This is a genomic window from Pedobacter sp. JCM 36344 (assembly GCF_046546555.1).
In the GTDB taxonomy this organism is placed as follows: domain Bacteria; phylum Bacteroidota; class Bacteroidia; order Sphingobacteriales; family Sphingobacteriaceae; genus Pedobacter.
The window spans coordinates 130,998-154,465 of the sequence record NZ_JBKHKK010000001.1 but is presented as its reverse complement, the minus strand read 5'-3'; the positions used below and the strand labels follow the sequence as shown (position 1 = coordinate 154,465).

Sequence of the window (23,468 nt, the reverse complement as noted above, 5' to 3'; positions counted from 1 at the left end):
GTAGAATGTACAATTACTAAGGCAATATCCAAAGTTATAATAAATTTTAAAAACGGGACTATTCCCACTTAAAAACTTTTACAGCGACTGCATAAATACCTATGCCCCAAATAATCAGGATCATTATCTGGAATTTAACGTCCCATAATTCAGCTCCTTCAAAGGCTACTTTTCTCATGGCATCATTAAGGTAAGTTAGGGGTAAAGCGCGACTAATTGGCTGTAGCCAGGATGGAAAAGCATCGATCGAAAAGAAGGTTCCCGATAATAGAAACTGCGGTAATGTAATGATGTTAGAAATCGGCGGGATTGTACTCTCACTCTTTGCCATTCCGGATACTACGAAGCCGAATCCCATAAACACAATAAGCCCGATAAAAGCCAATACCAGCATATTCAATACAGTTATTACTCCATGTATAAGGGTAAACTTAAAAAAGAAATGTCCAATAACAATGATGAAGATTGCACCTAATAAAGCGAAACCTATTCTTGCAATTCCTTCCCCAAATACAATGCTGGATTTCTTTACCGGAGTGGCAAAAAAACGTTTAATTACCAGATTCTGGCGTAAGCTAAAAAACACAAAAGCGGTTCCAAACACACCAGTACTTAACAAGGAGAAACCGAGTTGACCAGGTAAAATAAAATCGATAGTCCTGTATGTTCTACCCTTTACTGTGCTTTCCCTCAAAGCTGCAATTGTTGGGGTAACATCTTTGGAATTTAGGCTATAAAGTAAGTTGTTTAAAACGGATTTAAGGATGTTACCCTTATCCATGGAGGCCGATGTGTATTGCACATTCACCAAATAGGCAGGTGTCCCGGAAGCGTTCTTTTGCACATCTATTACGGCAGCATAATTGCCTTTTTCTAATGCATTTTTGATATCCAAAGCGTCCTTATCTTTGACCAGATGGACCATGCTTACGCCTTCCAAAGCTTTGATCACAGGATTTTGAAGATCAGAGCCGGGCGAAACTGCAAGGTCTACCTTGATGCCACTTCCACCAAGAAAGCCAAAAACAAGAATAAATATCAAAGGGAACGCTAGGGTGAAAACTACTGCGGAAGGACTTCGCATGATAGACCGAAAACTTGCTTTGGCAAGCGCCAACGTGGCGTTTATATTACTGTAAGGCTTATTCATTTTCAAAATTAATTATCAGCTCTCCATTCCTTACCTGTCATGTGGATGAAAACATCCTCCAGATTGGCTTTTTTCACTTCTTTCTTACGCTCAAAACCACTGTTCACCAGGTTGTCTATCAAAGCATCAGGAGTATCTATAACGATGATCTCCCCCCGCTCCACAAATGCTACACGATCACAAAGCTGCTCTGCTTCGTCCATGTAATGGGTCGTAAGCACAACTGTTGTACCTGCATCTCTGATCTCCGTAATCAAATCCCAGAGGTTGCGACGGGCCTGAGGGTCAAGGCCTGTGGTAGGCTCATCAAGAAATATAATTTTAGGAGAATTGATTAATGTAGTTGCGATAGAGAAACGTTGTTTTTGTCCGCCAGACAATGCTTTGAACTTCGCTTTAGCTTTGTCCTGAAGATTTACCTTACCCAACATCTCCATAGGAGAGATCTTTACATCATACAAGCCGGAGAATAGTTCCAGTAATTCTACCAGGTTGAGGTTGGGGTAGTATCCTGCAGCCTGTAACTGCACTCCAATAATCCTTTTAATCTTGTTGGCATCGCTATCAACAGAAAAGCCATTAACAGTAATCTCACCAGATGTCTTTTCCCTAAGCGTTTCAATAATCTCTAAAGTGGTTGTTTTGCCAGCGCCATTGGGTCCTAGTAAACCAAAGATCTCATTTTCGTAAACATCAAATGTGATGCCTTTTACCGCGGTAAAATCATCATACTTTTTGATAAGGTTTTTGACGCTGATGATTGCCTCTTTTCTCTCCATGATCTAAATGTAATAAGGTTTTAAACAAAAAGAAGTAACCTAGGTTACTTCTTTTTGTTTACCAGGCTAGTTCGCCTTTTATCATTTCGATGAAGTCATCGAAGAGGTATCTCGAGTCGTGCGGACCAGGAGAAGATTCGGGGTGATACTGCACAGAAAAGGCTTTTTTACCTTTCACGCGAATGCCCTCTATCGACTGGTCATTCAGGTTAATATGTGTGATATCTACCCTATCAGATTTTCTAACCTCATCTGGCACCACACCGAAACCATGGTTTTGCGAAGTCACTTCGCAACGGTCTTTGATGATGTTCTTTACCGGATGGTTTAAACCCCTGTGGCCATTAAACATCTTCATGGTACCAATTCCATTTGCTTCAGCCAACAATTGGTGACCTAAACAGATACCGAACATTGGTTTATCAGCTGCTAAGATTTCTTTAACGGTTTGAATAGCATATGGCATTGCCGATGGGTCGCCAGGACCATTCGAGATAAAGTATCCATCAGCACCCCAGGCATTCATTTCCTCAAAAGTAGTTTTCGCGGGGAAAACCTGCACGTAAATATCTCTGTCATCAAAGTTTCTCAAAATGTTTTTCTTGATACCCAGGTCAAGCGCTGCAATTTTGTACGTCGCATCTGGAGAACCGTAGAAATAGGCTTCTTTGGTTGATACCTGAGAAGATAATTCTAATCCATCCATGGAAGGAACTTCTGCTAATTTGGCTTTCAATTCCTCAAGATCATTGATTTCAGAAGAAATGATTCCGTTCATAGCACCTTTATTTCTAATGTGGCGAACCAATGAGCGGGTATCAATATCAGAAATACCAACTATGTTCTCATCTTGAAAGTAATCCTGAATAGACTCAGAAGCTTCTTTGCGGCTGAAACCTATATTGTAGTTTTTACAAACTAAACCGGCAATCTTAATATTTTCAGACTCAGTTTCATCTTTGTGGATGCCATAATTACCAATGTGTGCATTGGTAGTAACCATGATTTGTCCGAAATAAGAAGGATCTGTAAAGATCTCCTGATAACCGGTCATCCCCGTATTAAAACAAATTTCACCGGTCGTAGTGCCGATTTTTCCAGCAGCTTTGCCATAATATACGGTACCATCAGCAAGTAATAAGATCGCAGGTAACTTTGTGTAGTTAGTCATGGGTAATTATAATAATGGGAAGTTTGATGAAGAAAAATGAGAAAAATGGAATTGGGAATGCGACGTTGATGTCGCTGTTGTTGTTAACAAATGTACTGTTAAATAACCCCTTCATTTCGGAGTACAAAGATATGTGTTTGAGCGATTAAATCAAGTGCTTTTTGAAAACAATAAAACTAAGGGCTAAAAATAATAAAACTGACTATCTTTCAGTCGGAAAACTTAAGTTTGCTCCAACAAAACGAAATGCCATGTCTGTAAATAAAGAAGTAAAACGCATTACTACCCATATTCTTCAGGAAATGAAGCACAATGGAGAAAAGATAGCCATGTTAACAGCTTATGATTTTTCAATGGCGAGTGTGCTTGACGATGCGGGTTTAGATGTGTTATTGGTTGGCGATTCTGCCTCAAATGTAATGGCTGGTCACGAAACCACTTTACCCATCACACTTGATCAGATGATTTATCACGCTCAAGGCGTGGTAAGAGGTGCTACAAGAGCATTTGTTGTCGTTGATCTACCTTTCGGCTCGTATCAGGGCAATTCCAAAGAGGCTTTAAATTCGGCAATCCGGATCATGAAAGAATCTGGTGCACATGGCGTAAAGCTTGAAGGAGGAACTGAAATTGCAGAATCAGTTTCCAGAATAATAACTGCAGGAATACCAGTAATGGGGCACCTTGGCCTGACTCCCCAATCAATCTATAAATTCGGAACCTATACAGTTAGGGCAAAGGATGAAGCGGAAGCAGAGAAATTGAAAGTAGATGCACTTGCTTTACAAGAGTTGGGATGTTTTGCGGTAGTGTTAGAAAAAATCCCGGCTAAGCTGGCTAAAGAAGTATCAGAAAGCCTGATTATCCCGACCATCGGGATCGGAGCAGGGCCAGACTGCGACGGTCAAGTGTTGGTAGTGAATGATATGATTGGCCTTACGAAAGGCTTCAAACCACGTTTTTTACGTCAGTACATGAACTTATATGACGGAATTCTTGGTGCCGCCAAATCTTACATCAACGATGTGAAGGCTAAAGATTTCCCCAACGAGAAAGAACAATACTAATGCCGGTAACCCACAAAGACGTTCTTTACGAAGACAACCACCTGATCGCAATCAATAAAAAGGCGGGGGATATTGTGCAGGTAGATGAAACTGGCGATGAGCCGCTGGATGAACAAGTAAAAAAATATCTTGCCATTAAATATAATAAGCCTAACAGTGCTTTCTTAGGTGTCGTGCACCGACTAGATCGTCCCGTTAGTGGTGTTATTCTCTTTGCTAAAACGAGTAAGGCTTTAGAAAGGATGAACGCCATATTTAAAAACAGAGAAGTTAAAAAGACGTATTGGGCGGTAGTTAGAAATAGACCCGGTAATATCTCGGGAACCCTTGTGCACTGGTTGGTCAAGAATCCGCAAAAAAACGTAGTGACACCACACAATGTAGAAGTGCCAGGAAGTCAGCGAGCAGAACTCAGCTATCGGTTAATCACAGAACTTGGCGATTACTATTTGATAGAGGTGGATCCGCTCACAGGCAGATCACACCAGATAAGAGTTCAGTTGTCCACTATGGGAACACCGATAGTGGGAGATAACAAATATGGCTATCCTAGAGGTTCGCGGAAAGGAAGCATATGCTTACATGCCCGCAGGTTACAATTTATACATCCTGTAAAAAAGGAGCCTGTTAACATCTTTGCCAAATTGCCTATTGACGGATTTTGGGAAAGATTCGAAAACTGCTAAATTACTTGCACGCTTCCGGATCAAAAACAATACTTCCTTCAAACTTGAGGGATGCCCTGTCCTTGAAAATGGCTTTCATTCCTTTAGTTTCTACTTCACCGAAACCTTCGTATAGTTTTCCTCCTTTTTTAAGGAAAACGATCTCACGGATGGAACGGACTCCTTCTGAGTTAAAGTCATATTCTGCAATAATGGTATCACCCTTAATTTCTCCGGCTATGGTTCCCTTGTTGCTGTCCTTCTCATATAAGCTATAGCTAAGGTCACCTGTTACTTCTTCGCCCGCTACTTTCAAAGTTAGCAAAGCAGTGTCTCTGTTCTTTGTATAAGCATAGCAGCCGTCACTGAAAGCTTCAGCTGCTTTAGCCATAGTAGTATCTGCAGTCATAGCCACTGAACTGTCGGCTTCTACACTTGTTTTTTTCTCACTATTACAAGCAGCCAGAATGGATGATGCCGCTACTAATGCTAAGATTAATTTTCTCATGTTTTGTTGGATTTTTTCTGAAATATTAAAATGGTTTAAGCAATAGCCTTACAAGGCCATTTTTGCTCCTAAAGCATACTTAATTCCACCTAATAAATGCGATAAAAATAAAGGGTCTGTATAGGATTCTTCCACATGGCCGAGTTCCGTATAAAATGAGCGTCCACCATCGAAATCGTGGTACCAAGCCATTGGATGATTGTTGTTATTTATGCCTCCTTTATAACTGGTCTCATCGATGGTAATCAAGACCTTTATATCAGGGTTTATATCTTTAAAGTTATACCATTCATCTTTACGTTTCCATACTTCAGGAAGGTGTTTTGTGGCGATCGTTTTCTTGTCGACCACGTTCAATGTAGCGATTTGTTGTTCAGGGTGACTAACAAAGTAGGCGCCAACCAGTTTTCCATACCAAGGCCAGCCGTACTCGGTGTCAGTAGCTGAATGGACTCCAACAAAACCTTTACCTGAGTTAATAAACTGTTCAAAGGTTTTCTGTTGCTCATCATTTAATGCGTCGCCAGTAGTGTTCAAAAAAATGACTGCTGCATATTTTTCCAAATTTTTAGAGGTAAATGCGGCAGAATTGGTAGTGGTATCTACTTCAAACTTGTTTTCCGCACCCAATTTTTGAATGGCAGCAGTACCAACTCCTATCGAAGAATGCTTGAAACCTGCTGTTTTAGAGAATACCAGCACCCGCTTTTTTTGTGCCGAAACGGTGTTGGGTAAAAGAAAAAAGACTAAAATAACTAAGCCCAGAAGATTTTTGTTGTTCATGTTCATGTGTTTATAAAGAATAAATATAGTAGAAATCCTTCACATAGGATTAAATTTTTATTACCACACCTCCATGAAAATATCTAGTAGCTGCAGCGTTATAGTAGCGATTTCCAACAGCATTCAAATCGTTACCTAAACTGTATTTTTGATTTAAAATATTATCAGCGCCAACGTATACCTCAAATGGCACTTTTCCGATCATCAATTGTTTTATGCCAGCTTTAGCTTGCATTAAGTGGTATTTTCTAGCGTAAGCGGTATTCGCATCATTAAGTGGAATACTACTGGTGTAATTGTGTTGCACAAAAAGGTAAAATCCTTTAAGCAATTGTACATCCGCACTGCTTACCACCACCGCTTTTGGTACACCTGTTAAAGCATTGCCAGAAAAGTCGCTGGCTGTTGATACGTAATCCACAAACTTGAAACGACTTAAAGTGTAAGCGTTTCTGATTTGAATAGCCCTAACTAAACCGAATGTTTTATACGGAAGAAGCCAGTATGAAAGGGAAGTTTCTAACCCCCATTGTTTGGTGCCGCCTGAATTTACAAAGAACTCTGCCATGTTTTGATCTACCCGCCTCACTATCGCACTTTTTAGGTTGTAGTAGAATCCCGTCAGGTCTAAGAATAACTTCTTATCCATCGCCTGAAGACGGAACCCCGTTTCATAATTCCATCCGTATTCTGGTTCAAGGCTTAGGTTGATCACGTTATTGGAAGGCCTTACTTCGCTGGTTGTTGGTGCCGAATAGCCTTTGCTTATAGAACCTCTAAGTGTCAAGTCGGAATTGACCAGGTAAGAAAGTGCTAACCTTGGCAAAAGTTGATTGTCGAACTTTCGTTCCCTCTTGGGAATTGGTGTGGGTTGTAAGGTTTCGTAATCATATTTGTTCAGGTTGGCACTTGCAGAGACCTCTACAAGGAGCTTTTCAAGGACATCAAAACTTAGCTGAGCAAACGCAAAACTCGATTTGGCAGTTAGGTCGTCGATCGATTGAACCGCCCCGGGTACACCAGAATTATTATCATAATTTTCGAATCCTGTTCCAGTGCGCGTGCTTTCCACCCCAACATTTAACTTAATGTTAGCTGCTTTCACGCGGGTATTGTATTCAAAGTAAGACCTTAAACCACGAGTATTTTCATCGCGCTTTTCGTAAGTGGTAATGAATGGGTTTTTAAAATCTGTATGGCTTGCATAAACAGAAAGTACGTGTTTAAATTTAGCCGTAATATCCCATGTGTTGGTGATACCTCCATAGATCGTTTTGCTGTAAATCCCGGCGTTTTGTTCTATTGCGCTTTTGGTAAAAGTTGTTGCCAGTCTGGATGTTCTTGGATTTGCCAAAAATTGAGCAGCTGTTAGACCACCCGGAGTGCTGTAGCTCAGGTCGGAATAGAAAACAAGTGCCTTCAGGTTTGCGTTTGGAGCGTAATCCAATTTCTGAAGCATTTGAAAATATTTGCGCTCCATATTGCTGTGCTCACGATAACCGTCGCTTCGCTGATACGCTTGACTTAGGCTTATAGCGTATTTTTTGAATTGCTGGGCAATATTGGCATTTTCGTGAAAAGATCCATATGCTCCGCCCTCGAGCTTTAGCCCGATTTGTGTGGTGTCTGAAGGATACTGTGGTTGCACCAAAATTACTCCTCCTGAATTTGCCCCAAAGATGCTGCCATGAGGTCCCTTCAAAATTTGAAGCTGTCCGGCAGCGGCGACGTCCAAGGCGTTTAGATAGGTATTTCCACCTGCATCTGTAAGTGGGAAATCGTCGAAATAAATCTTCACATTCCGTACTCCAAAAGGCGACCTCAGTAAGCTTCCCCGAATTGATAGTCGGTAACTGCCAGGAGAGCGCTCTTCCATACGAACACCGGAAACTGTGTTCACTGAGCTTACCAAAGAACTAGTGGATTGTTTATCGAATACCGTTTGGTCAACCAAACCTATGCTGCCGGTAGCACGCATCAATGGCTGTTCGGTAAAGTAGGGTTTGATAACGACTTCTTGAAGACGTTTTGTGGTGTCGGTTTTATTTTGAGCGAAAAGTTGAACGCCAGATAGCGTAAGCGCAAAAAGTAAACTTTTTTTCATGTGTTTAAAGCTAACTATTAGTTGTCAGAATCTATGCCCCCGTGTAAACGTTTCCTATGTAGGTTTCTGACACTTCGATGCCTTAATTTTCATTCGATTAATATATCTTTGGGCGATTTTAACGAAAGCATGTTTATCATAAACAATCCACTTTCATTTTTCATTCACATAATCATATTTATATAATATGTCGAACAAAGCAAAAATTATCTATACCAAAACAGACGAAGCGCCAATGTTGGCAACCTACTCTCTTTTACCAATTGTGCAAGCCTTTACCGCATCTGCAGGTATTGATGTAGAAAGCAGGGATATCTCTTTAGCAGGAAGAATCCTGGCAATCTTCCCTGAGTTCCTGAAAGACGATCAAAAGGTTGAAGATGCTTTGGCAGAACTGGGACAATTGGCCACAACCCCAGAGGCAAACATCATAAAATTACCTAATATATCCGCTTCGATTCCGCAGTTGGCAGCTGCCATTACAGAATTGCAGTCGCAAGGTTTTGCAATCCCCAATTATCCGGATAACGCGCAAACAGATGAAGAAAAAGCAATTAAAGCAAAGTATGCAAGAGTTTTAGGTTCTGCAGTGAATCCTGTGTTGCGTGAAGGTAACTCTGATCGTAGGGCGCCGAAAGCTGTCAAGAATTACGCAAAAGCAAACCCCCACTCCATGGGAGCATGGTCTGCGGATTCTAAGACTAAGGTGTTAAGCATGACCGAAGGTGATTTTTACGGATCTGAGAAGTCGGTTACAGTTGGGGAATCCAGTCAGTTTAAGATTGAGTTTGTTACTGCTGATGGTACGGTAGCTGAGCTAAAGGGTTTAGCTCCTCTCAAAGCAGGTGAAGTGATTGATAGTTCTGCCTTAAGTTTATCGGCGTTGAAATCCTTTGTCGTAAAAGCTAAAGAAGAAGCGAAAGAAGCAGGTATTTTACTCTCAGCGCATTTGAAAGCTACAATGATGAAGGTTTCCGATCCGATCATATTCGGTGCTGTTGTAGAAGTTTACTTTGCAGATGTATTCAGCAAATATGCCGACCTGTTCAAAGAGATCAATGTAGATACCAGCAATGGTTTAGGTGATGTCTACGCTAAGATCGCCGGAAACGCAAAGGAAGCAGAAATTAAAGCCGATATAGAAATGGCAATTGCTAAAGGACCAGCTATCGCAATGGTAAACTCAAATAAGGGTATTACTAATTTTCAAGTGCCTTCAGATGTTATCGTTGATGCTTCGATGCCAGCAATGATTCGCACATCTGGTCAGATGTGGAACAAAGATAATCAACAACAAGACACCCTTGCTATGATTCCAGATCGTTGCTATGCAGGCGTTTACACAGCGACAATTGACGATTGCAAAGCTAATGGTGCCTTTGATGTAACGACTATGGGTTCTGTGCCAAACGTTGGATTGATGGCGCAGAAGGCAGAAGAATATGGCTCACATGATAAAACTTTTCAGGCGACAGCTGATGGAATTTTCCGTGTAACTGATGCTGCCGGTGCTGTTTTCTTTGATCAGAATGTTGAAAAGGGAGATATTTTCCGGATGTGCCAGACTAAAGATGCCCCAATTCAGGACTGGGTTAAATTAGCCATTAACAGAGCGCGTTTATCTGCTACTCCTGCTGTTTTCTGGTTAGATCAAAACAGAGCGCATGATCAACAGATAATAGAGAAAGTAACTAAATATTTGTCTCAACATGACACGACGGGTCTAGATATCCGCATTTTGTCGCCTGTAGAAGCCACTAAATTTACGTTAGAAAGACTGCGTAAGGGAGAAGATACGATCTCTGTAACTGGAAACGTTTTGCGTGATTACCTGACTGACTTATTCCCAATTCTGGAACTAGGCACCTCTGCAAAGATGTTATCTATTGTTCCTTTGATGAACGGAGGCGGTCTATTTGAAACAGGAGCTGGGGGTTCTGCACCGAAACATATCGAACAGTTCTTGCAGGAAGGTTATTTGAGGTGGGATTCACTCGGCGAATTCCTCGCGCTAGCAGTTTCATTGGAGCATTTGGGTCAGACTCAAAACAATGCTAAAGCATTGGTGCTTGCAGAAACTTTAGATCTGGCTACAGAGAAATTTTTAGCGAATGATAAGTCGCCAGCTCGTAAGGTTGGTCAGATTGACAATAGGGGATCACATTTTTATTTGGCGTTGTACTGGGCTGAGGGGCTGGCCGCGCAGACTAAAGACAAAGAATTACACGATAGATTTATTCCATTGGCTAAGGTGCTTGCCAACAATGAAATACAGATAGTTAAGGAATTAATTGATGCACAAGGTAAGCCAGAAAACATCGGTGGTTATTACCATCCTAATGACGATCTGGCACTCAAAGCCATGCGTCCAAGCGCTACATTTAATAATGCATTAGCGAGTTTATAGCAACAACATCTAATAAATCTAAGCGCCCATTTGCATTTGCAGATGGGCGCTTTATTTGCGGCGCAAATGCTTTGTCCTTCACTCAAATAAAATACCGAAACAAATAAAGATCTGGTAGCGTTATACAGTATATAAAATATATGGCTATGAGCGCAAACGAGGATAATAATTCAGACAATAAAGGTTCAAATGATAAACTGCACAATTCAGATTTGGGCGAGACGAAGGATTTTAATAATTTATCGTTTAATAAAGAAAAAAATACATTTGAAGTAGATGTGAAGGGTGAGGATAAAGATTATGATCATCCATTTCCTTATGAAACGCCATCTGCAAACGGTGCTGATTTTAATTCCGATTATGACGAGGCCAACCCGTATATAGGCGATGAATACGCCAAAAAGGAAGATGCAATTCAGGATGATTTAGATGACCTAGGAATGCATGTTGATAGTGGAGAAAGTGTTGAGCTTGATCCTGAAGATGAGATTTTGGGACGTACTCCAGAAGATGAGCGTACCGATCTTGACGAGGAAGGATACCCGATAAACGATAGTCCAGTAAATTCTTAAGCTATTAAGTAAAAATTTAACTGGTAATATCAAGATTAAACATCTTCCGCATTTCTTCAAGTTTTGGGTTTTTTTCTAATAGATATTGATACTTTTCAGTGCTTGTGTATAATCTGTTCACTGCTACACGCTCCATTTGCTTGGTTTTAATGCTGATGTTAAAATTTCTGAGCTTGGGGCGTATTGCATTTAATAAATCAATCATTTCATCTTGCAAGAGACTTTCCTGAAGCTTATGTTCGATATGAACTAGGATAACATCGCCATCTTCTAATTTAGGATCAGCACTTGTTAACAAGGTGTAGACGTTGATTTTTCCATCTTCTTTAGCTTTACTGGCATAGCGATTCCAGCATTCAACAAGTTGCTCTTGAGAAACCGGCTCTTTTGCATCTCCCGTTATATACTTAGTCTCTTTATCATCATCACCTGTTGCCACCCTTTCCAAATCCGTCAATGAGGGAATTAAAGTTGCAAGTTTAGTATTCGAATACAGATTGTTCAGTGCGATTTTAGCGTGTAGAGCGGTGGCCGTAGCAAAAACCTTAGTAGTAGGAATATTGCTTACTGGTGCTGTGGAAATCGACTCTTCAAATTGGATCGGTGCCTCTTTTTGTGGCGCCGTTACCTCCGCGGCTTTGGGACTTTCCGGCTGCGGACTGGAAACTACGTTAGTTTTTTTTTTAATCTGATCTTCGTCAGTTAATGAATTGTCTTTAGGTATTTGTGCCAATTGAAGCACGGATGGGATGTGACACATCTTTATGAGAGACAGCTCAACCTGCAAGCGTTGGTTTTTACTGTTCTTGTAGTTTAGGTCGCATTGGTTAGCGAGGTTTAATGCAGTAAGTATAAATGACACAGCCGTTTGCTGGCTCTGTACATGGTATTTTTGCTTAATGTTTTCACTTACCTCCAATAACCTCGTTGTTTGAGGGTCTTTGGCCACTAATAGGTTTCTCAAATGATTGGAGAGCCCGTTGATAAAATTATTACCATCGAAGCCATTGTTTAAAATGTCATCAAACAAAATAAGCGCCTGACTAACGTTTGAACTTGTGAGGTATTCTGTAAGCTTAAAATAGTAATCGTAATCCAGGATATTCAGATTATCAATTACTGATTTATAAGTGAGGTTCTTATTGGTATAACTAACGATCTGGTCGAACATAGACAAAGCATCCCTCAAACCACCATCTGCTTTTTGCGCAATGATGTGTAAACCGTCAGCTTCTGTTGCGATATGTTCACGTTCTGCAATTGTCGTAAGCAGGGCTGCGATGTCGTCAACTTGAATTCTATTGAAATCAAAGATTTGACATCTAGAAAGTATCGTAGGAAGAATTTTGTGTTTCTCTGTTGTTGCTAAGATAAAGATGACGTAAGAAGGAGGCTCTTCCAACGTTTTTAAAAAGGCATTGAATGCGTTTGCGGACAACATATGAACCTCATCAATGATGTAGATCTTATACTTGCCTGCCTGTGGCGGAATCCTTACTTGTTCGATCAGACTTCTGATATCGTCTACCGAGTTGTTTGATGCAGCATCGAGCTCGTGGAAGTTGAAAGAGTGGCCGGTTTGAAAAGAAACACAAGAATCGCAGGTTCCACAGGCTTCCTGATCCGCCCTAGGGTTTGTGCAGTTAATCGTCTTAGCCAAAATGCGCGCGCAGGTGGTTTTTCCGACACCCCTCGGACCGCAAAAAAGAAAAGCTTGGGCGAGTTGATTGTTTTTAATGGCGTTTTTCAACGTTCCTGTAATGTGCTGCTGACCAACAACGGTTTCAAACGTTGCAGGGCGATACTTACGGGCTGAAACAATAAAGTTTTCCATTCGAGCACGAAATTAGAAATTTTTTATAAATCGATAAAGGTTTGTTGGGAAATAAAACTATTTTCGGGATATCAAACAAACAAATCTTTATGAAACGCTCAATCACTGGCTTATTGCTAGCCCTTCCTATGCTCTCTATGGGGCAACCAAATTATCAAAAAGGATATATAGTAAATAATTCAATGGATACCTTAAAGGGGTACATAGATTATAAGCCGAAAGTCAATACTGTACCATCCATCAGCTTCCGACAGGAACTGAACTCTCCGGCACAAGCCTTCACTCCAAATAGTGCAAAAGGGTATGGCATTAATGGGGCAGCGTCCTTCGAATCTTTCAATGTTCGCATTAGCAATGGCTCAACAAAAACGGAAGGCTTGAAGGTAGGTATTGATACCTCTTCCAGAAGAGCTTTTGTGTTTTTGAAAGTCTTGCAACGTGGACCTAATGTTACCATCTATTCCTATACCGATGAGATTAAGGAGCGGTTTTATATTAAGGGAAATGCGAGTACCGCGCCTTATGAGCTGATCAGAATGCGTTATATCGAGGCAAACAATAGCAGCAAAGTGGTAGGTGCCGACAGATATAAGGGGCAGCTGTTGTTTGAAATGAGAAGTTACAATGCCGGCACTGAGTTCTTTGAGGCCGACTTTGATGATTTAGCCTATTCAGAAACGGAAATGATTAAAGTTGCTGCAATGATCAACAGAATGCAGGTTCGTGTGGCTAAGAAGGGTTTCAGATTCTTTGTGGGAGCTGGGGTAGGTGGTACCGGTGTAAAATATACTGGACAGAATCCTCTTGCCAATGCGGAAGCTATTGCTACAGCATCTTATATGCCATCCTTTAATGTGGGTATAGATATGGCTGCGAAAACTTTAGCTGAAAGACTTATCTACAGAGCAGAGTTGTCTTTGTTTATGGGTAAGGACACTAAAGTTACTTATGGCCAGTATATTCATTCCTTTGACCATACCACGCTTTATTTAAGTCCCAAACTTTTATACAACGTATATAACACGACAATGCTAAAAGTCTATGCCGGTTTAGGAGCAGGGGCCAGCTATACCAGTTACAGCAACATCAAATCGGGCAAAACAGTTTCTGTAGCAATGAGCCCGGATGACTTCGATGAAATAATAATAGACTTAAAACCAACTGCATTTTCCTACAACCTCAATTTTGGGTTTGCGATCCGTAAAATTGAAGTTACTGCGATGTATACACCGCATTATAAGATCAGCGACTATGCCGGATTTAATGTGTTAATGGGAATCATGCATGCAGGAATCAAATATCGTTTCGACTGATAGTCAAACCTTTTGATTATTTAAATTTAATTCTTAGATTTGCAGCCCCGTAATAAAGTTACGGGATTAAATTAAAAACATAATATAACAATGAATCAGTACGAAACTGTTATCGTTCTAACCCCGTTGTTGTCGGAAGAGATTGCTAAAGAGGCATTAGCCAAATTCAGCAAGATCCTTACTGACAGCGGAGCCGAAATTGTTCAAGAGGACAATTGGGGTTTGAGAAAATTAGCGTATCCGATTGAGAAGAAAGCAAGCGGATTTTTTCACCTTACAGAATACAAATCTTCTGGAGAAGTGATTAGTAAATTGGAATTGGAGCTTAAGCGCGATGAGCGCGTATTGCGTTTCCTTACCATTAAGCTTGACCGTCATGCGGTTGCGTATAATGAGAAAAAACGTAGTGGTGCTTTTAATAAAAAACCTAAACAGGAGGCTGCAGTATAATGGCAAGGGATCAAATACAATATGTTACCGCCCCAAAGGTGGACGATAACAGAAAAAAATATTGCCGTTTCAAGAAAAATGGTATCAAATACATTGATTACAAAGACGCAAACTTTTTGTTAAAATTTATCAATGATCAAGGTAAATTACTACCACGTCGTTTAACCGGTACTTCACTGAAATTCCAACGTAAAGTGGCTCAAGCGGTAAAGCGTGCACGTCACATTGGTTTGTTACCGTTCGTTGCTGACCAATTAAAATAGGAACTGAGAGATGGAAATCATTTTAAAACAAGATATCAAATCCCTAGGGGAGAAAGATGATATCGTAAATGTAAAGCCGGGATACGGTCGTAACTACCTAATCCCGCAAGGATTTGGTCAGTTGGCAACTGTGTCTGCTAAGAAGGTTTTAGCTGAAAACCTAAAACAAGCTGCATTTAAACAAGATAAAATTAAGAAAGATGCTGAAGGTATTGCTGAGCGTTTAGCTGCGGTTAAACTATCAATTGGTGCCAAAGCAGGTGAGTCAGGGAAGATCTTTGGTGCAGTAAATACCATAATGATTGCTGATGCATTGAAACAACAAGGTTTTGATGTTGATCGTCGCCGTATTACTTTTGAAACTGAACCTAAATTTGTTGGTGAGTACATCGCTAACCTAAACTTACACAAAGAAGTGAAAGTTAAAGTTCCTTTTGAAGTTGTAGCTGAGTAATTTTAACCAAATATTTATAAAGCGTTCAGGTTTCCTGAGCGCTTTTTTTATGAGTATTTTTCTTAGGGCTTTCTCGTAGAGTGGGCTGTTTTATTATCTTTGAATGATGGAAAAATCGAAGTGGTCTGCACGTAAGACTAAGAATCCCCGGTTAAAAAAGATTAGCGCAATACTATCTAAATTATTGCTCTGGTTTTTAATGGTCACAGTACTTTGGGTCTTAGTTTACAGGTTCGTAAACCCTCCTATCACTTTGCTAATGGTTCAAAGGAACATCGAGCGGAGCAGTGATGATAAGCCTGCAAAGATGGAGAAGAAGTGGGTTGATTTTGAGGATATCTCAGATAACATGAAGCGCGCTGCGGTATCGGCCGAAGACCAGCTGTTCTTAAAACATATCGGCTTTGATGTTAAAGCAATTGAAAAAGCTTTTGAAACAAACAGAATGGGTAAAAAAATCAAAGGTGGAAGTACTATTTCTCAGCAAACTGCAAAGAATGTTTTTCTTTGGCCGGGCAGGTCCTGGATACGTAAAGGCTTCGAGGCCTATTTCACGTTGTTGATTGAGATCCTTTGGAGTAAGGAACGGATCCTTGAGGTCTATCTTAATGTTATCGAGATGGGAGACGGCGTTTATGGTGCTGAAGCCGCCGCTCAAGAGTACTTTGGTAAATCCTGCGGCAAATTAACTAAGTCACAATCAGCCTTAATTGCAGCCTGCTTTCCTAACCCCATAAAATGGACGCCAAGAAAGCCAACACAATACATTAAACATAGACAATACTTAATTCTTAGAAATATGAGAAGATTGGGTCCATTAGACCTTTAAGTTTATAACAAATGGGCGAACACGAGGTTGTGCCAGCTCTGCTCGAATGGAACCTGCCATTTATTCTCCAATTCTGCGAGGGTTTGAACCATATTGTTAAAAACAATAGTCTCAGATCTGACAGCTTTGATGTTTATCAATGTCTCAAAATTTTCTTTGCTGGCAACAACAACCTTCCCCTCAGCCAGGTAAGCTATATTAAATCTGTTGAACAAATCCACTCTATACTGGTGTTCAATTTCCTTTACCACCCTTACGGAGGCATCAATTGAGCAACCTGTAACCCCAGCAGTAGCCTCATCCACCGTAAACACCAGGAAGAAATTATGAAACACTTCGGCTTTTGCCTGTAGCTGGTGACCGTGTGCTTTCCACTGCGAAGCAAATTCAGAAATCTTTTGCTCAATCGCAACTACCTCTTCTTTGGTGAAAGCCCGGTCGCTTTGATAGATCCAAACTTTAGATTGTGGAGAAAAACTCATGATCAAAAATACATTTTTTTTTAACTTGATGCCTTCAAATCACTTCCCTAATGAAAAAGTTTACAATTAAGTTGAGAACATGCCTATTAGGACTCTTCTGTCTGTTTTTAATGGCTTTTTCCATTCCTACTGATCTATTTGAGGAAACGGCATTTATTCAAAAAATGCTAAAAGATCATTATGATGAGATCGCAATTAAGCCCGCTTTGAAGCGTTATGAATTGAATGTTACTAACAGTGGCTTTTGCCGATATAAACGTTTTTATGCTAGTGGAAAGGTAGAATACTTTTCCTTTAACCTTACTAAGTTTGCAGGTATCGATTACTATGGTACAGATAAAGCGGGTGATCTCTTGTTGAGAACGCTGGGAGATGATGTGATCGTGCAGACTTACAATGATCGGCAAGGCGATGTGGACAGTATGGCAAGCTATATGGCTATTCCTTTAAAGAATGTGGAAGCAGAGCAACTGTCTGAGCTAGCAGAACGTCTGGTTAAAATGAATGCACACTTATTGGCTCAAAAATAGTATAGACAGCACTTTCTTCATTTCGAGAAGCAACACTGATCTTCGTGTCGCCAGCATGTTGGGTAAATAGTTGTTGCACCAACTGCGGACAATTATTATCCTTTGATAAATGCGCCAGTAGAAGGTGCGTCATGTCATCAGACTTATGCGCCAGGAAAAGATCGAGTGCCTGCTTATTTGACAAGTGACCGCGACCACCAGAGATTCGGCGTTTCAAGAAGTACGGATAAGCGCTCTTGCTCAGCAATTCATCATCGTAATTGGCCTCTAAAAAAGCTGCGGAACACTGCTTAAAATAAAAAGTAAGCTGTTCGCAAGCAGAGCCTAAATCAGTGAACACCCCAACCTTAGTAGCTCCACAGGAAATCATGAAGCTAAAGGGTTCTGATGCATCGTGAATCTTAGGAAAGCCGATTACTTCAAGGCTGCCAATAGCAGTTGCGGTATGTCCGGAAATGTAGTTGATCAAGTCCTGTCGAAGGCTAAACCTGCAACCCATCAAGGTACCCGGAGTAATATAAATCGGAAGGTTGTATTTCGATGCGAGGTTACACAGTCCCTTGATATGATCCGTATGTTCGTGGGAAATAAATATGGCCTTCACCTTACTCAAGGAAAGACCCAAACGCAGCATACGCTTTTCTGTTTCCTTGCAGGACAATCCAGCGTCAACAAGAATAGCTTCGGTTTCATTGCCTATATAGTAACAATTTCCGTTACTGCCCGAGTTGAGGGATGCGATTTGTAAGTCGTTACAAGCCATTTGCCCTTACCGTGATTTCTGCGATGTCGAGAACCTGTACATTTTGATCTTCATCTTTTAGCTTAACACCATCGCTAAGCATGGTCATGCAGAACGGACAACCTGCAGCAATAATTTGTGGTTGCGTTTTCAAAGCTTCTTCAATTCTTTCGATGTTGATGTCTTTTTCTCCTTTCTCCGGTTCTTTAAACATCTGAGCTCCACCGGCACCACAGCATAGGCCACCAGATTTACAGCGTTTCATTTCGACCAGCTGTGCGTCAAGAACCTCGAGTGCAGCGCGCGGAGCTTCATAAATTCCATTAGCCCGACCAAGGTAACATGGGTCGTGATAGGTTATTTTCTTTCCTTTAAAGCTTTCGCCGCCTTCAGCTTTCAATTTACCCCCATTAATCAAGTCCTGAATTAACTGCGTATGATGTATGATGTCGTAATTGCCACCTAGCCCAGGGTATTCATTTTTTATGGTGTTAAAGCAGTGCGGACAACCCGTCACGATCTTTTTAATGTTGTATCCATTCAAGACTTCGATGTTGGTCATGGCTTGCATCTGGAAAAGGAATTCATTCCCTGCACGTTTTGCAGGATCACCTGTGCAGCTTTCTTCGGTTCCAAGAACTGCATATTTTATACCCACATGATGAAGGATCTTACAGATGTCGCGAGTCGTTTTTTGTGCACGTTCATCATAGCTGCCTGCGCAGCCCACCCAAAACAATATTTCAGGCTCTTCGCCCTTGGCTATCATTTCTGCCATTGTTGGCACTTCAAAATTTAATTGCTCGCTCATGTTTAACGCTATCTTTAAGCTTTGAATTTAGTTATCTTATTAGTTTTCTTTCGCCCAGTTCAAACGATCGGCTGGAGAGTATTTCCATGGGGCACCATTGTTTTCAATGTTTCCCAACATGTTGGCAATGCTTGATGGAGATTGGGATTCTTCCATTACTGCGTATCTTCTCAAGTCGGTAATGATGGCCAAAGGATCAATATTGATCGGACAAGCCTGTGTGCAGGCATTACAGCTTGTACAAGCCCAAATTTCTTCTCTACTGATGTAAGTGTCAATTAACGACTTGCCGTCGTCAAATCCATTCCCCCTCTTGTCAATATTCTTTCCAACTTCTTCCAATCTATCACGGGTATCCATCATGATCTTTCTTGGCGAAAGAAGTTTTCCGGTGATGTTAGCCGGGCAAACAGAAGTGCATCTTCCGCACTCGGTGCAAGTATAGGCATTCATCAAATTTACCCAGGTCAGATCATTCACATCTTTTGCGCCAAAGCGTCCTGCTTCAGCTTCCTCAGGCACAAACGAAGGATCCAGCATAGCCTTCACTTCATTGGTAACGCTTGTCATGTTGTTGAATTCTCCCAATGGCTCCAGGTTGGAGAAATAAGTATTGGGGAAGGCGAGCATGATGTGGAAGTGTTTGGAGTAGGGCAGGTAATTTAAAAAAGCAAATATGCCGATGATGTGAAACCACCAACAGCCTCTTTCGATAAGGATCAAGCTGCTTTCCGTATCTGGCAATAATCCCTGTAAATGTTGACTAATCGGGAAAGCACCCGCCACGATGTAGTGCCCGGATCCCAAGGCCTGAAGTTTAGCATCCGCAGCGTTCATCAGTAAAAATGCAGACATCAACAAGATTTCTACGATCAAAATGTAATTGGCATCAGATTTCGGCCAGTTGGTCATCTCGACTCCGGAAAAGCGTTTAAGCTTGATGATGTTTCTTCTGATGAGGAAAATGATACAGGCGAACCAAACACCAAAGGCAAGGAGTTCGAAAGAGCCGATAAGGCCATTATATAATCCGCCTAAACCGCCAAAGATCCGGTGCGTGCCAAATATCCCATCGATCATGATCTCCAGAACTTCCAGATTGATGATGATGAAACCGGCATAAACAACGAAATGTAGGAGGGCAGGGACAGGGCGGAAAAACATCTTCGTTTGTCCGAATGCTACTTTTAGCACCGTCATCAGTCGTTTTTGAGGCTGATCAGTTCTATCAACCGCCTTTCCGATCTTAATATTTCTAATGATCTTTTTAAGGTTGTAGCTGAATAAGGCGATTGCCGCTATTGTGAACGCTATAAATATGATTTGTGACACCATTTTTAAATATCTCTATAGTGAATGCTAAGTTAAGATATTTAGCTTAATTCAAATTACTATGCATGCATAAAGTTTAATATTTAGAAGCGATTTAAATAAATGGGTTGATCTGGATTTTTTTTCAAAAAAGATTTTGGTATTTAAAAAAAGACACTACATTTGCAATCCCAAACGGGAAGTAGGTACGGTAGCTCAGTCGGTAGAGCAATGGACTGAAAATCCATGTGTCGCCGGTTCGATCCCGGCCCATACCACTACTTAAAAAAGGTCTTTTTCTAACGGAAAAGATCTTTTTTAAGTATTCAACAGGTTTGTTTCGCATTTAGATACTATTATGTATTCATCATGAATGATAAATATTGTAAAACTGTATGAAAATGGGATCAAAGCTTAATTTTTAATCCTTGCTCCACAATATTTGGTGTTGATCAGGTTTTATATTTACGCATCTTTACTGCAAATCCGGAAGATGATCAAGACCATTTCCATTACTGAATTCTTTTCTTTGACTGAACAGGTGCCTCTGGTGGATGTAAGAACCCCGGCAGAATTTGAACAGGGCAAGGTCCCCGGCGCATTTAACATCCCCATATTTACCAATGAAGAACGCGTTAAAGTTGGCACTACTTACAAACAGATTGGCAGAGAACAGGCTATTTTATTAGGTTTTGACCTGACAGGCAGCAAATGGTCCGGCTTCATCAAACAGGCGCTAGAAATTGCACCATTTAAGAAGATCGCAGTTCATTGCTGGCGCGGCGGAATGAGAAGTGGCGCAATGGCCTGGGCATTTAACCTTTATGGCTTTGAGGTCTATCTAATCGAGGGTGGTTACAAAAATTACCGCAGGTGGTCGCTTAGTCAATTTGAGAAGCCTTATCGCCTCAACGTTTTAGGGGGCATGACGGGGTCCGGCAAAACCAGTTTACTCCATCAGTTTCGTACGATGGGGCAACAGATCGTCGATCTGGAAGAACTTGCACAGCATCAGGGTTCTTCTTACGGAACAATGAACAGTATGGTGCAGCCTACACAAGAACAATTTGAGAATGACCTCGCTTTTCAGCTCAACACATTTGACACCTCTAAACCGATATGGATTGAAGATGAGAGTCTGACCATAGGTAAAAGATGCATACCCAAGCCTTTGTGGGATCAAATGCGCAAAGCAAATCTGATTAACCTCATTGTTCCCCAAGAACAACGGGTTGAACTTTTAGCAAAGGAATATGGTAGTTTAGATAAAGTGTTTTTAGAGGAATGCACTCAGCGAATCCGCAAAAGACTCGGACCTGAACAAACGAAAAACGCCATTCTTGCAATAAACGAACACAGAATGGAGGACTTTGTTAAGCTGGTGCTGAACTATTATGACAAGGCGTACAGCAACGGTCTTAGCAAGCGCGATCAGAAAAGTATTCGCACTATTTATACTGAAAATACACATCCGCAGCCCAATGCGGTTAGGATCCTCGATTTATTAAAAGGAAAAGAACAATAACCCAATGGAAGATATTAAACTTACCCAATATTCACACGGTGCCGGCTGCGGCTGCAAGATTAGTCCAGCTATACTAGACAAGATTTTGCACAGTAGTGTTCCCTCGGCAGTTGATCCACTTCTACTCGTAGGAAATGACAAGCGGGACGATGCAGCTGTTTTTGACCTTGGCAACGGCACGGGACTAATTTCTACGACTGACTTTTTTATGCCAATTGTAGATGATCCCTATGATTTCGGACGGATCGCGTCTGCAAATGCCATCAGCGATGTTTATGCAATGGGTGGTAAGCCGATTATGGCCATCGCCATTCTGGGATGGCCGATCGACAAGCTTCCCGCGGAGGTTGCACAAAAGGTATTGGAAGGTGCCAGATCAATTTGCGCAGCCGCGGGAATCACACTTGCAGGAGGCCACAGTATCGATTGCCCAGAGCCAGTATTTGGATTGTCTGTAAATGGTCTTGTTGACATCAAAAACCTTAAACAGAACTCAACTGGTACTGCAGGTTGTCGTCTTTATTTAACGAAAGCAATAGGTGTGGGGATTTTGTCGACTGCACAGAAAAGAGGGATTCTACTTCCTGAAGACGCGGCTATTGCGTTAAAGAGTATGACGACTTTAAATAAGCTGGGGGAGATATTTGGAAAACTTGACAGTGTAAAAGCAATGACGGACGTAACAGGCTTTGGGTTATTAGGCCATCTAGCCGAGATGTGCGAAGGTAGCGGGCTCTCCGCAGTAATCGAATTTGATAAAGTTCCAGTCATCAAATCACTGCCACAGTACCTGGAGCAGAATTGCTATCCCGGAGGCTCGCAAAGAAACTGGAATAGCTATGGGCATAAAATTAGTAACCTTACAGATCTGCAAAGGTTTGTACTCTCAGATCCACAAACTAGCGGTGGATTGTTGGTAGCGGTTGCACCAGATGGTGTTGACGAATTTGAACGTCTACTTGAGGAAAATGGCTTAACTCAAAGTCATTTAACGTCCTTGGGCTATCTGGAAGATCGAAATCCTGAATATATAATAAGGGTCATTTAAAATTTCTTGGTCTTTTGGCTTCAACGATCAAAGTCAGCCGAGTTTGACTTACCATTTTAGTGTTTATACATTCAGCTAGCGATTTAAAAGAGTTTTTAACAAAAATAGATCTTTACGGATTCGTATCCCAAATAATTGGTATATGATCCCGGCATTCCGCTATTTTAATTTTAGACCTTTCCTACATTGCTCTTTAACGAAACATTCTGGTTGATAAGGGGTTTGTACTGAAACTTTGCAAATACCGCTGTGGTATGTGTTTTATGGGTGTTTCCTTAGGGCCGAGCGCTAGCAGACACGAAGCAGACCCGAAGCAGGCACGAAGCCGAGACATAGCTGAGGGCACTAGTAATAAACTAGTAACGCAGTTCTTTGTGGCCCTGAAATAGGGAAATGTAGTAGTAGATAGTACCATGATTAGCAGCAGCATTGGTTGATTGCTGAAACGAACCTACAATACTGATATTAAAAAAATGAAGGTTTTACACCTAAAATGGGGTGACTGCACACTTAAAGTGGTAAGTGTGCACATAAATCCTTAAGTGTTCAGTTAGACCGATATATGAATTTTAACGATAAATAGTAGGTTTTCTAAGCGAATGCATTAAAAATTTACTATCAAAAACCGTGGATTTGGGAGATACGAAGGTTTGTCTCAAAAACTAAGATA

General features: G+C 41.1%; 23 protein-coding genes and 1 tRNA gene. 13 read left to right on the top strand and 11 right to left on the bottom strand.

Annotation, left to right across the window (positions count from 1 at the left end; translation table 11 throughout):
* Nucleotides 1-58: 58 nt before the first annotated feature.
* From ACHFIZ_RS00765 to carA, 3 genes are read right to left on the bottom strand one after another with little or no spacing between them, the layout of a single operon-like run.
* Complete coding sequence (locus ACHFIZ_RS00765; protein ID WP_410881861.1) at nucleotides 59-1,150, bottom strand: ABC transporter permease; 1,092 nt, start codon at nucleotides 1,148-1,150, stop codon at nucleotides 59-61.
* An 8-nt stretch (nucleotides 1,151-1,158) separates the two neighbouring features.
* The gene (locus tag ACHFIZ_RS00760) at nucleotides 1,159-1,929 is read right to left on the bottom strand and encodes an ABC transporter ATP-binding protein (RefSeq protein WP_410881859.1); all 771 of its coding nucleotides are present in this window, start codon (nucleotides 1,927-1,929) and stop codon (nucleotides 1,159-1,161) included.
* Nucleotides 1,930-1,987: 58 nt separating this feature from the next.
* Nucleotides 1,988-3,100 (bottom strand): glutamine-hydrolyzing carbamoyl-phosphate synthase small subunit, encoded by a 1,113-nt coding sequence (carA, locus tag ACHFIZ_RS00755; RefSeq protein WP_410881857.1) that lies wholly within the window; start codon nucleotides 3,098-3,100, stop codon nucleotides 1,988-1,990.
* Between the two features lie 251 nt (nucleotides 3,101-3,351).
* Between carA and panB the strand changes: the two genes are divergently transcribed.
* On the top strand, nucleotides 3,352-4,167 hold the full coding sequence (gene panB / locus ACHFIZ_RS00750) for a 3-methyl-2-oxobutanoate hydroxymethyltransferase (RefSeq protein WP_410882244.1): 816 nt from the start codon (nucleotides 3,352-3,354) through the stop codon (nucleotides 4,165-4,167).
* Nucleotides 4,167-4,853 (top strand): RluA family pseudouridine synthase, encoded by a 687-nt coding sequence (locus tag ACHFIZ_RS00745; RefSeq protein ID WP_410881855.1) that lies wholly within the window; start codon nucleotides 4,167-4,169, stop codon nucleotides 4,851-4,853. Before panB ends, ACHFIZ_RS00745 begins: the two co-directional genes overlap by 1 nt.
* A gap of 1 nt (nucleotide 4,854) precedes the next feature.
* Here the strand turns inward: ACHFIZ_RS00745 and ACHFIZ_RS00740 are convergent, their stop codons facing one another.
* Genes ACHFIZ_RS00740 through ACHFIZ_RS00730 form a run of 3 tightly spaced genes read right to left on the bottom strand, consistent with a single transcriptional unit; the run spans nucleotide 4,855 to nucleotide 8,227 of the window.
* Nucleotides 4,855-5,340, bottom strand: coding sequence for a hypothetical protein (locus ACHFIZ_RS00740; protein WP_410881853.1), 486 nt, complete (start codon nucleotides 5,338-5,340; stop codon nucleotides 4,855-4,857).
* 48 nt (nucleotides 5,341-5,388) lie between these two features.
* Nucleotides 5,389-6,123, bottom strand: coding sequence for a ThuA domain-containing protein (locus tag ACHFIZ_RS00735; RefSeq protein WP_410881851.1), 735 nt, complete (start codon nucleotides 6,121-6,123; stop codon nucleotides 5,389-5,391).
* Nucleotides 6,124-6,172: 49 nt separating this feature from the next.
* Nucleotides 6,173-8,227, bottom strand: a complete 2,055-nt coding sequence (locus ACHFIZ_RS00730; protein WP_410881850.1) for a TonB-dependent receptor — start codon at nucleotides 8,225-8,227, stop codon at nucleotides 6,173-6,175.
* Between the two features lie 187 nt (nucleotides 8,228-8,414).
* Here ACHFIZ_RS00730 and ACHFIZ_RS00725 point away from each other — a divergent pair, with 187 nt between their 5' ends.
* Nucleotides 8,415-10,634 carry an NADP-dependent isocitrate dehydrogenase gene (locus tag ACHFIZ_RS00725; protein ID WP_410881848.1) on the top strand — a complete coding sequence of 740 codons (2,220 nt, stop codon included), beginning with the start codon at nucleotides 8,415-8,417 and terminating at the stop codon, nucleotides 10,632-10,634.
* Nucleotides 10,635-10,780: 146 nt separating this feature from the next.
* Nucleotides 10,781-11,206: a hypothetical protein gene (locus ACHFIZ_RS00720; RefSeq protein ID WP_410881846.1), complete on the top strand. Its 426-nt coding sequence runs from the start codon at nucleotides 10,781-10,783 to the stop codon at nucleotides 11,204-11,206.
* Between the two features lie 16 nt (nucleotides 11,207-11,222).
* On the opposite strand, the gene ACHFIZ_RS00715 is transcribed toward ACHFIZ_RS00720, so the two are convergent.
* Nucleotides 11,223-13,040: a DNA polymerase III subunit gamma/tau gene (locus tag ACHFIZ_RS00715; protein ID WP_410881845.1), complete on the bottom strand. Its 1,818-nt coding sequence runs from the start codon at nucleotides 13,038-13,040 to the stop codon at nucleotides 11,223-11,225.
* A gap of 89 nt (nucleotides 13,041-13,129) precedes the next feature.
* Between ACHFIZ_RS00715 and ACHFIZ_RS00710 the strand changes: the two genes are divergently transcribed.
* From ACHFIZ_RS00710 to mtgA, 5 genes are all read left to right on the top strand, one after another.
* Nucleotides 13,130-14,353: a hypothetical protein gene (locus ACHFIZ_RS00710; RefSeq protein ID WP_410881843.1), complete on the top strand. Its 1,224-nt coding sequence runs from the start codon at nucleotides 13,130-13,132 to the stop codon at nucleotides 14,351-14,353.
* A gap of 90 nt (nucleotides 14,354-14,443) precedes the next feature.
* Complete coding sequence (gene rpsF, locus ACHFIZ_RS00705) at nucleotides 14,444-14,803, top strand: 30S ribosomal protein S6 (protein ID WP_410881842.1); 360 nt, start codon at nucleotides 14,444-14,446, stop codon at nucleotides 14,801-14,803.
* Nucleotides 14,803-15,066: a 30S ribosomal protein S18 gene (gene rpsR, locus ACHFIZ_RS00700; protein ID WP_410881840.1), complete on the top strand. Its 264-nt coding sequence runs from the start codon at nucleotides 14,803-14,805 to the stop codon at nucleotides 15,064-15,066. The genes rpsF and rpsR overlap by 1 nt, the downstream gene beginning before the upstream one ends.
* Before the next feature lie 10 nt (nucleotides 15,067-15,076).
* Complete coding sequence (gene rplI / locus ACHFIZ_RS00695; protein WP_410881838.1) at nucleotides 15,077-15,520, top strand: 50S ribosomal protein L9; 444 nt, start codon at nucleotides 15,077-15,079, stop codon at nucleotides 15,518-15,520.
* Between the two features lie 103 nt (nucleotides 15,521-15,623).
* The gene (gene mtgA, locus ACHFIZ_RS00690) at nucleotides 15,624-16,349 is read left to right on the top strand and encodes a monofunctional biosynthetic peptidoglycan transglycosylase (RefSeq protein WP_410881836.1); all 726 of its coding nucleotides are present in this window, start codon (nucleotides 15,624-15,626) and stop codon (nucleotides 16,347-16,349) included.
* A gap of 2 nt (nucleotides 16,350-16,351) precedes the next feature.
* On the opposite strand, the gene ACHFIZ_RS00685 is transcribed toward mtgA, so the two are convergent.
* On the bottom strand, nucleotides 16,352-16,831 hold the full coding sequence (locus tag ACHFIZ_RS00685; RefSeq protein WP_410881834.1) for an ABC transporter ATPase: 480 nt from the start codon (nucleotides 16,829-16,831) through the stop codon (nucleotides 16,352-16,354).
* Nucleotides 16,832-16,881: 50 nt separating this feature from the next.
* On the opposite strand from ACHFIZ_RS00685, the gene ACHFIZ_RS00680 reads away from it, so the two are divergent.
* Nucleotides 16,882-17,361 (top strand): hypothetical protein, encoded by a 480-nt coding sequence (locus ACHFIZ_RS00680; protein ID WP_410881832.1) that lies wholly within the window; start codon nucleotides 16,882-16,884, stop codon nucleotides 17,359-17,361.
* Here ACHFIZ_RS00680 and ACHFIZ_RS00675 read toward each other — a convergent pair.
* The 3 genes from ACHFIZ_RS00675 to ACHFIZ_RS00665 are packed head-to-tail and all read right to left on the bottom strand — an operon-like array spanning nucleotide 17,327 to nucleotide 20,249.
* Entirely contained in the window at nucleotides 17,327-18,124 is a 798-nt protein-coding gene (locus ACHFIZ_RS00675) for an MBL fold metallo-hydrolase (protein ID WP_410881830.1), read from the bottom strand. The two genes, ACHFIZ_RS00680 and ACHFIZ_RS00675, sit on opposite strands and share 35 nt — an antisense overlap.
* Entirely contained in the window at nucleotides 18,114-18,914 is an 801-nt protein-coding gene (locus ACHFIZ_RS00670) for a (Fe-S)-binding protein (protein ID WP_410881829.1), read from the bottom strand. The genes ACHFIZ_RS00675 and ACHFIZ_RS00670 overlap by 11 nt, the downstream gene beginning before the upstream one ends.
* Before the next feature lie 39 nt (nucleotides 18,915-18,953).
* Nucleotides 18,954-20,249 carry a 4Fe-4S dicluster domain-containing protein gene (locus ACHFIZ_RS00665; RefSeq protein WP_410881827.1) on the bottom strand — a complete coding sequence of 432 codons (1,296 nt, stop codon included), beginning with the start codon at nucleotides 20,247-20,249 and terminating at the stop codon, nucleotides 18,954-18,956.
* Nucleotides 20,250-20,430: 181 nt separating this feature from the next.
* Between ACHFIZ_RS00665 and ACHFIZ_RS00660 the strand changes: the two genes are divergently transcribed.
* The 3 genes from ACHFIZ_RS00660 to selD all read left to right on the top strand — a co-directional run bounded on the left by ACHFIZ_RS00660 (nucleotide 20,431) and on the right by selD (nucleotide 22,798).
* A tRNA-Phe gene (locus ACHFIZ_RS00660) sits at nucleotides 20,431-20,503 on the top strand.
* Nucleotides 20,504-20,673: 170 nt separating this feature from the next.
* Nucleotides 20,674-21,750, top strand: coding sequence for a tRNA 2-selenouridine(34) synthase MnmH (mnmH, locus tag ACHFIZ_RS00655; RefSeq protein ID WP_410881825.1), 1,077 nt, complete (start codon nucleotides 20,674-20,676; stop codon nucleotides 21,748-21,750).
* Nucleotides 21,751-21,754: 4 nt separating this feature from the next.
* Nucleotides 21,755-22,798 (top strand): selenide, water dikinase SelD, encoded by a 1,044-nt coding sequence (gene selD, locus ACHFIZ_RS00650; protein WP_410881823.1) that lies wholly within the window; start codon nucleotides 21,755-21,757, stop codon nucleotides 22,796-22,798.
* Nucleotides 22,799-23,468: the final 670 nt, after the last annotated feature.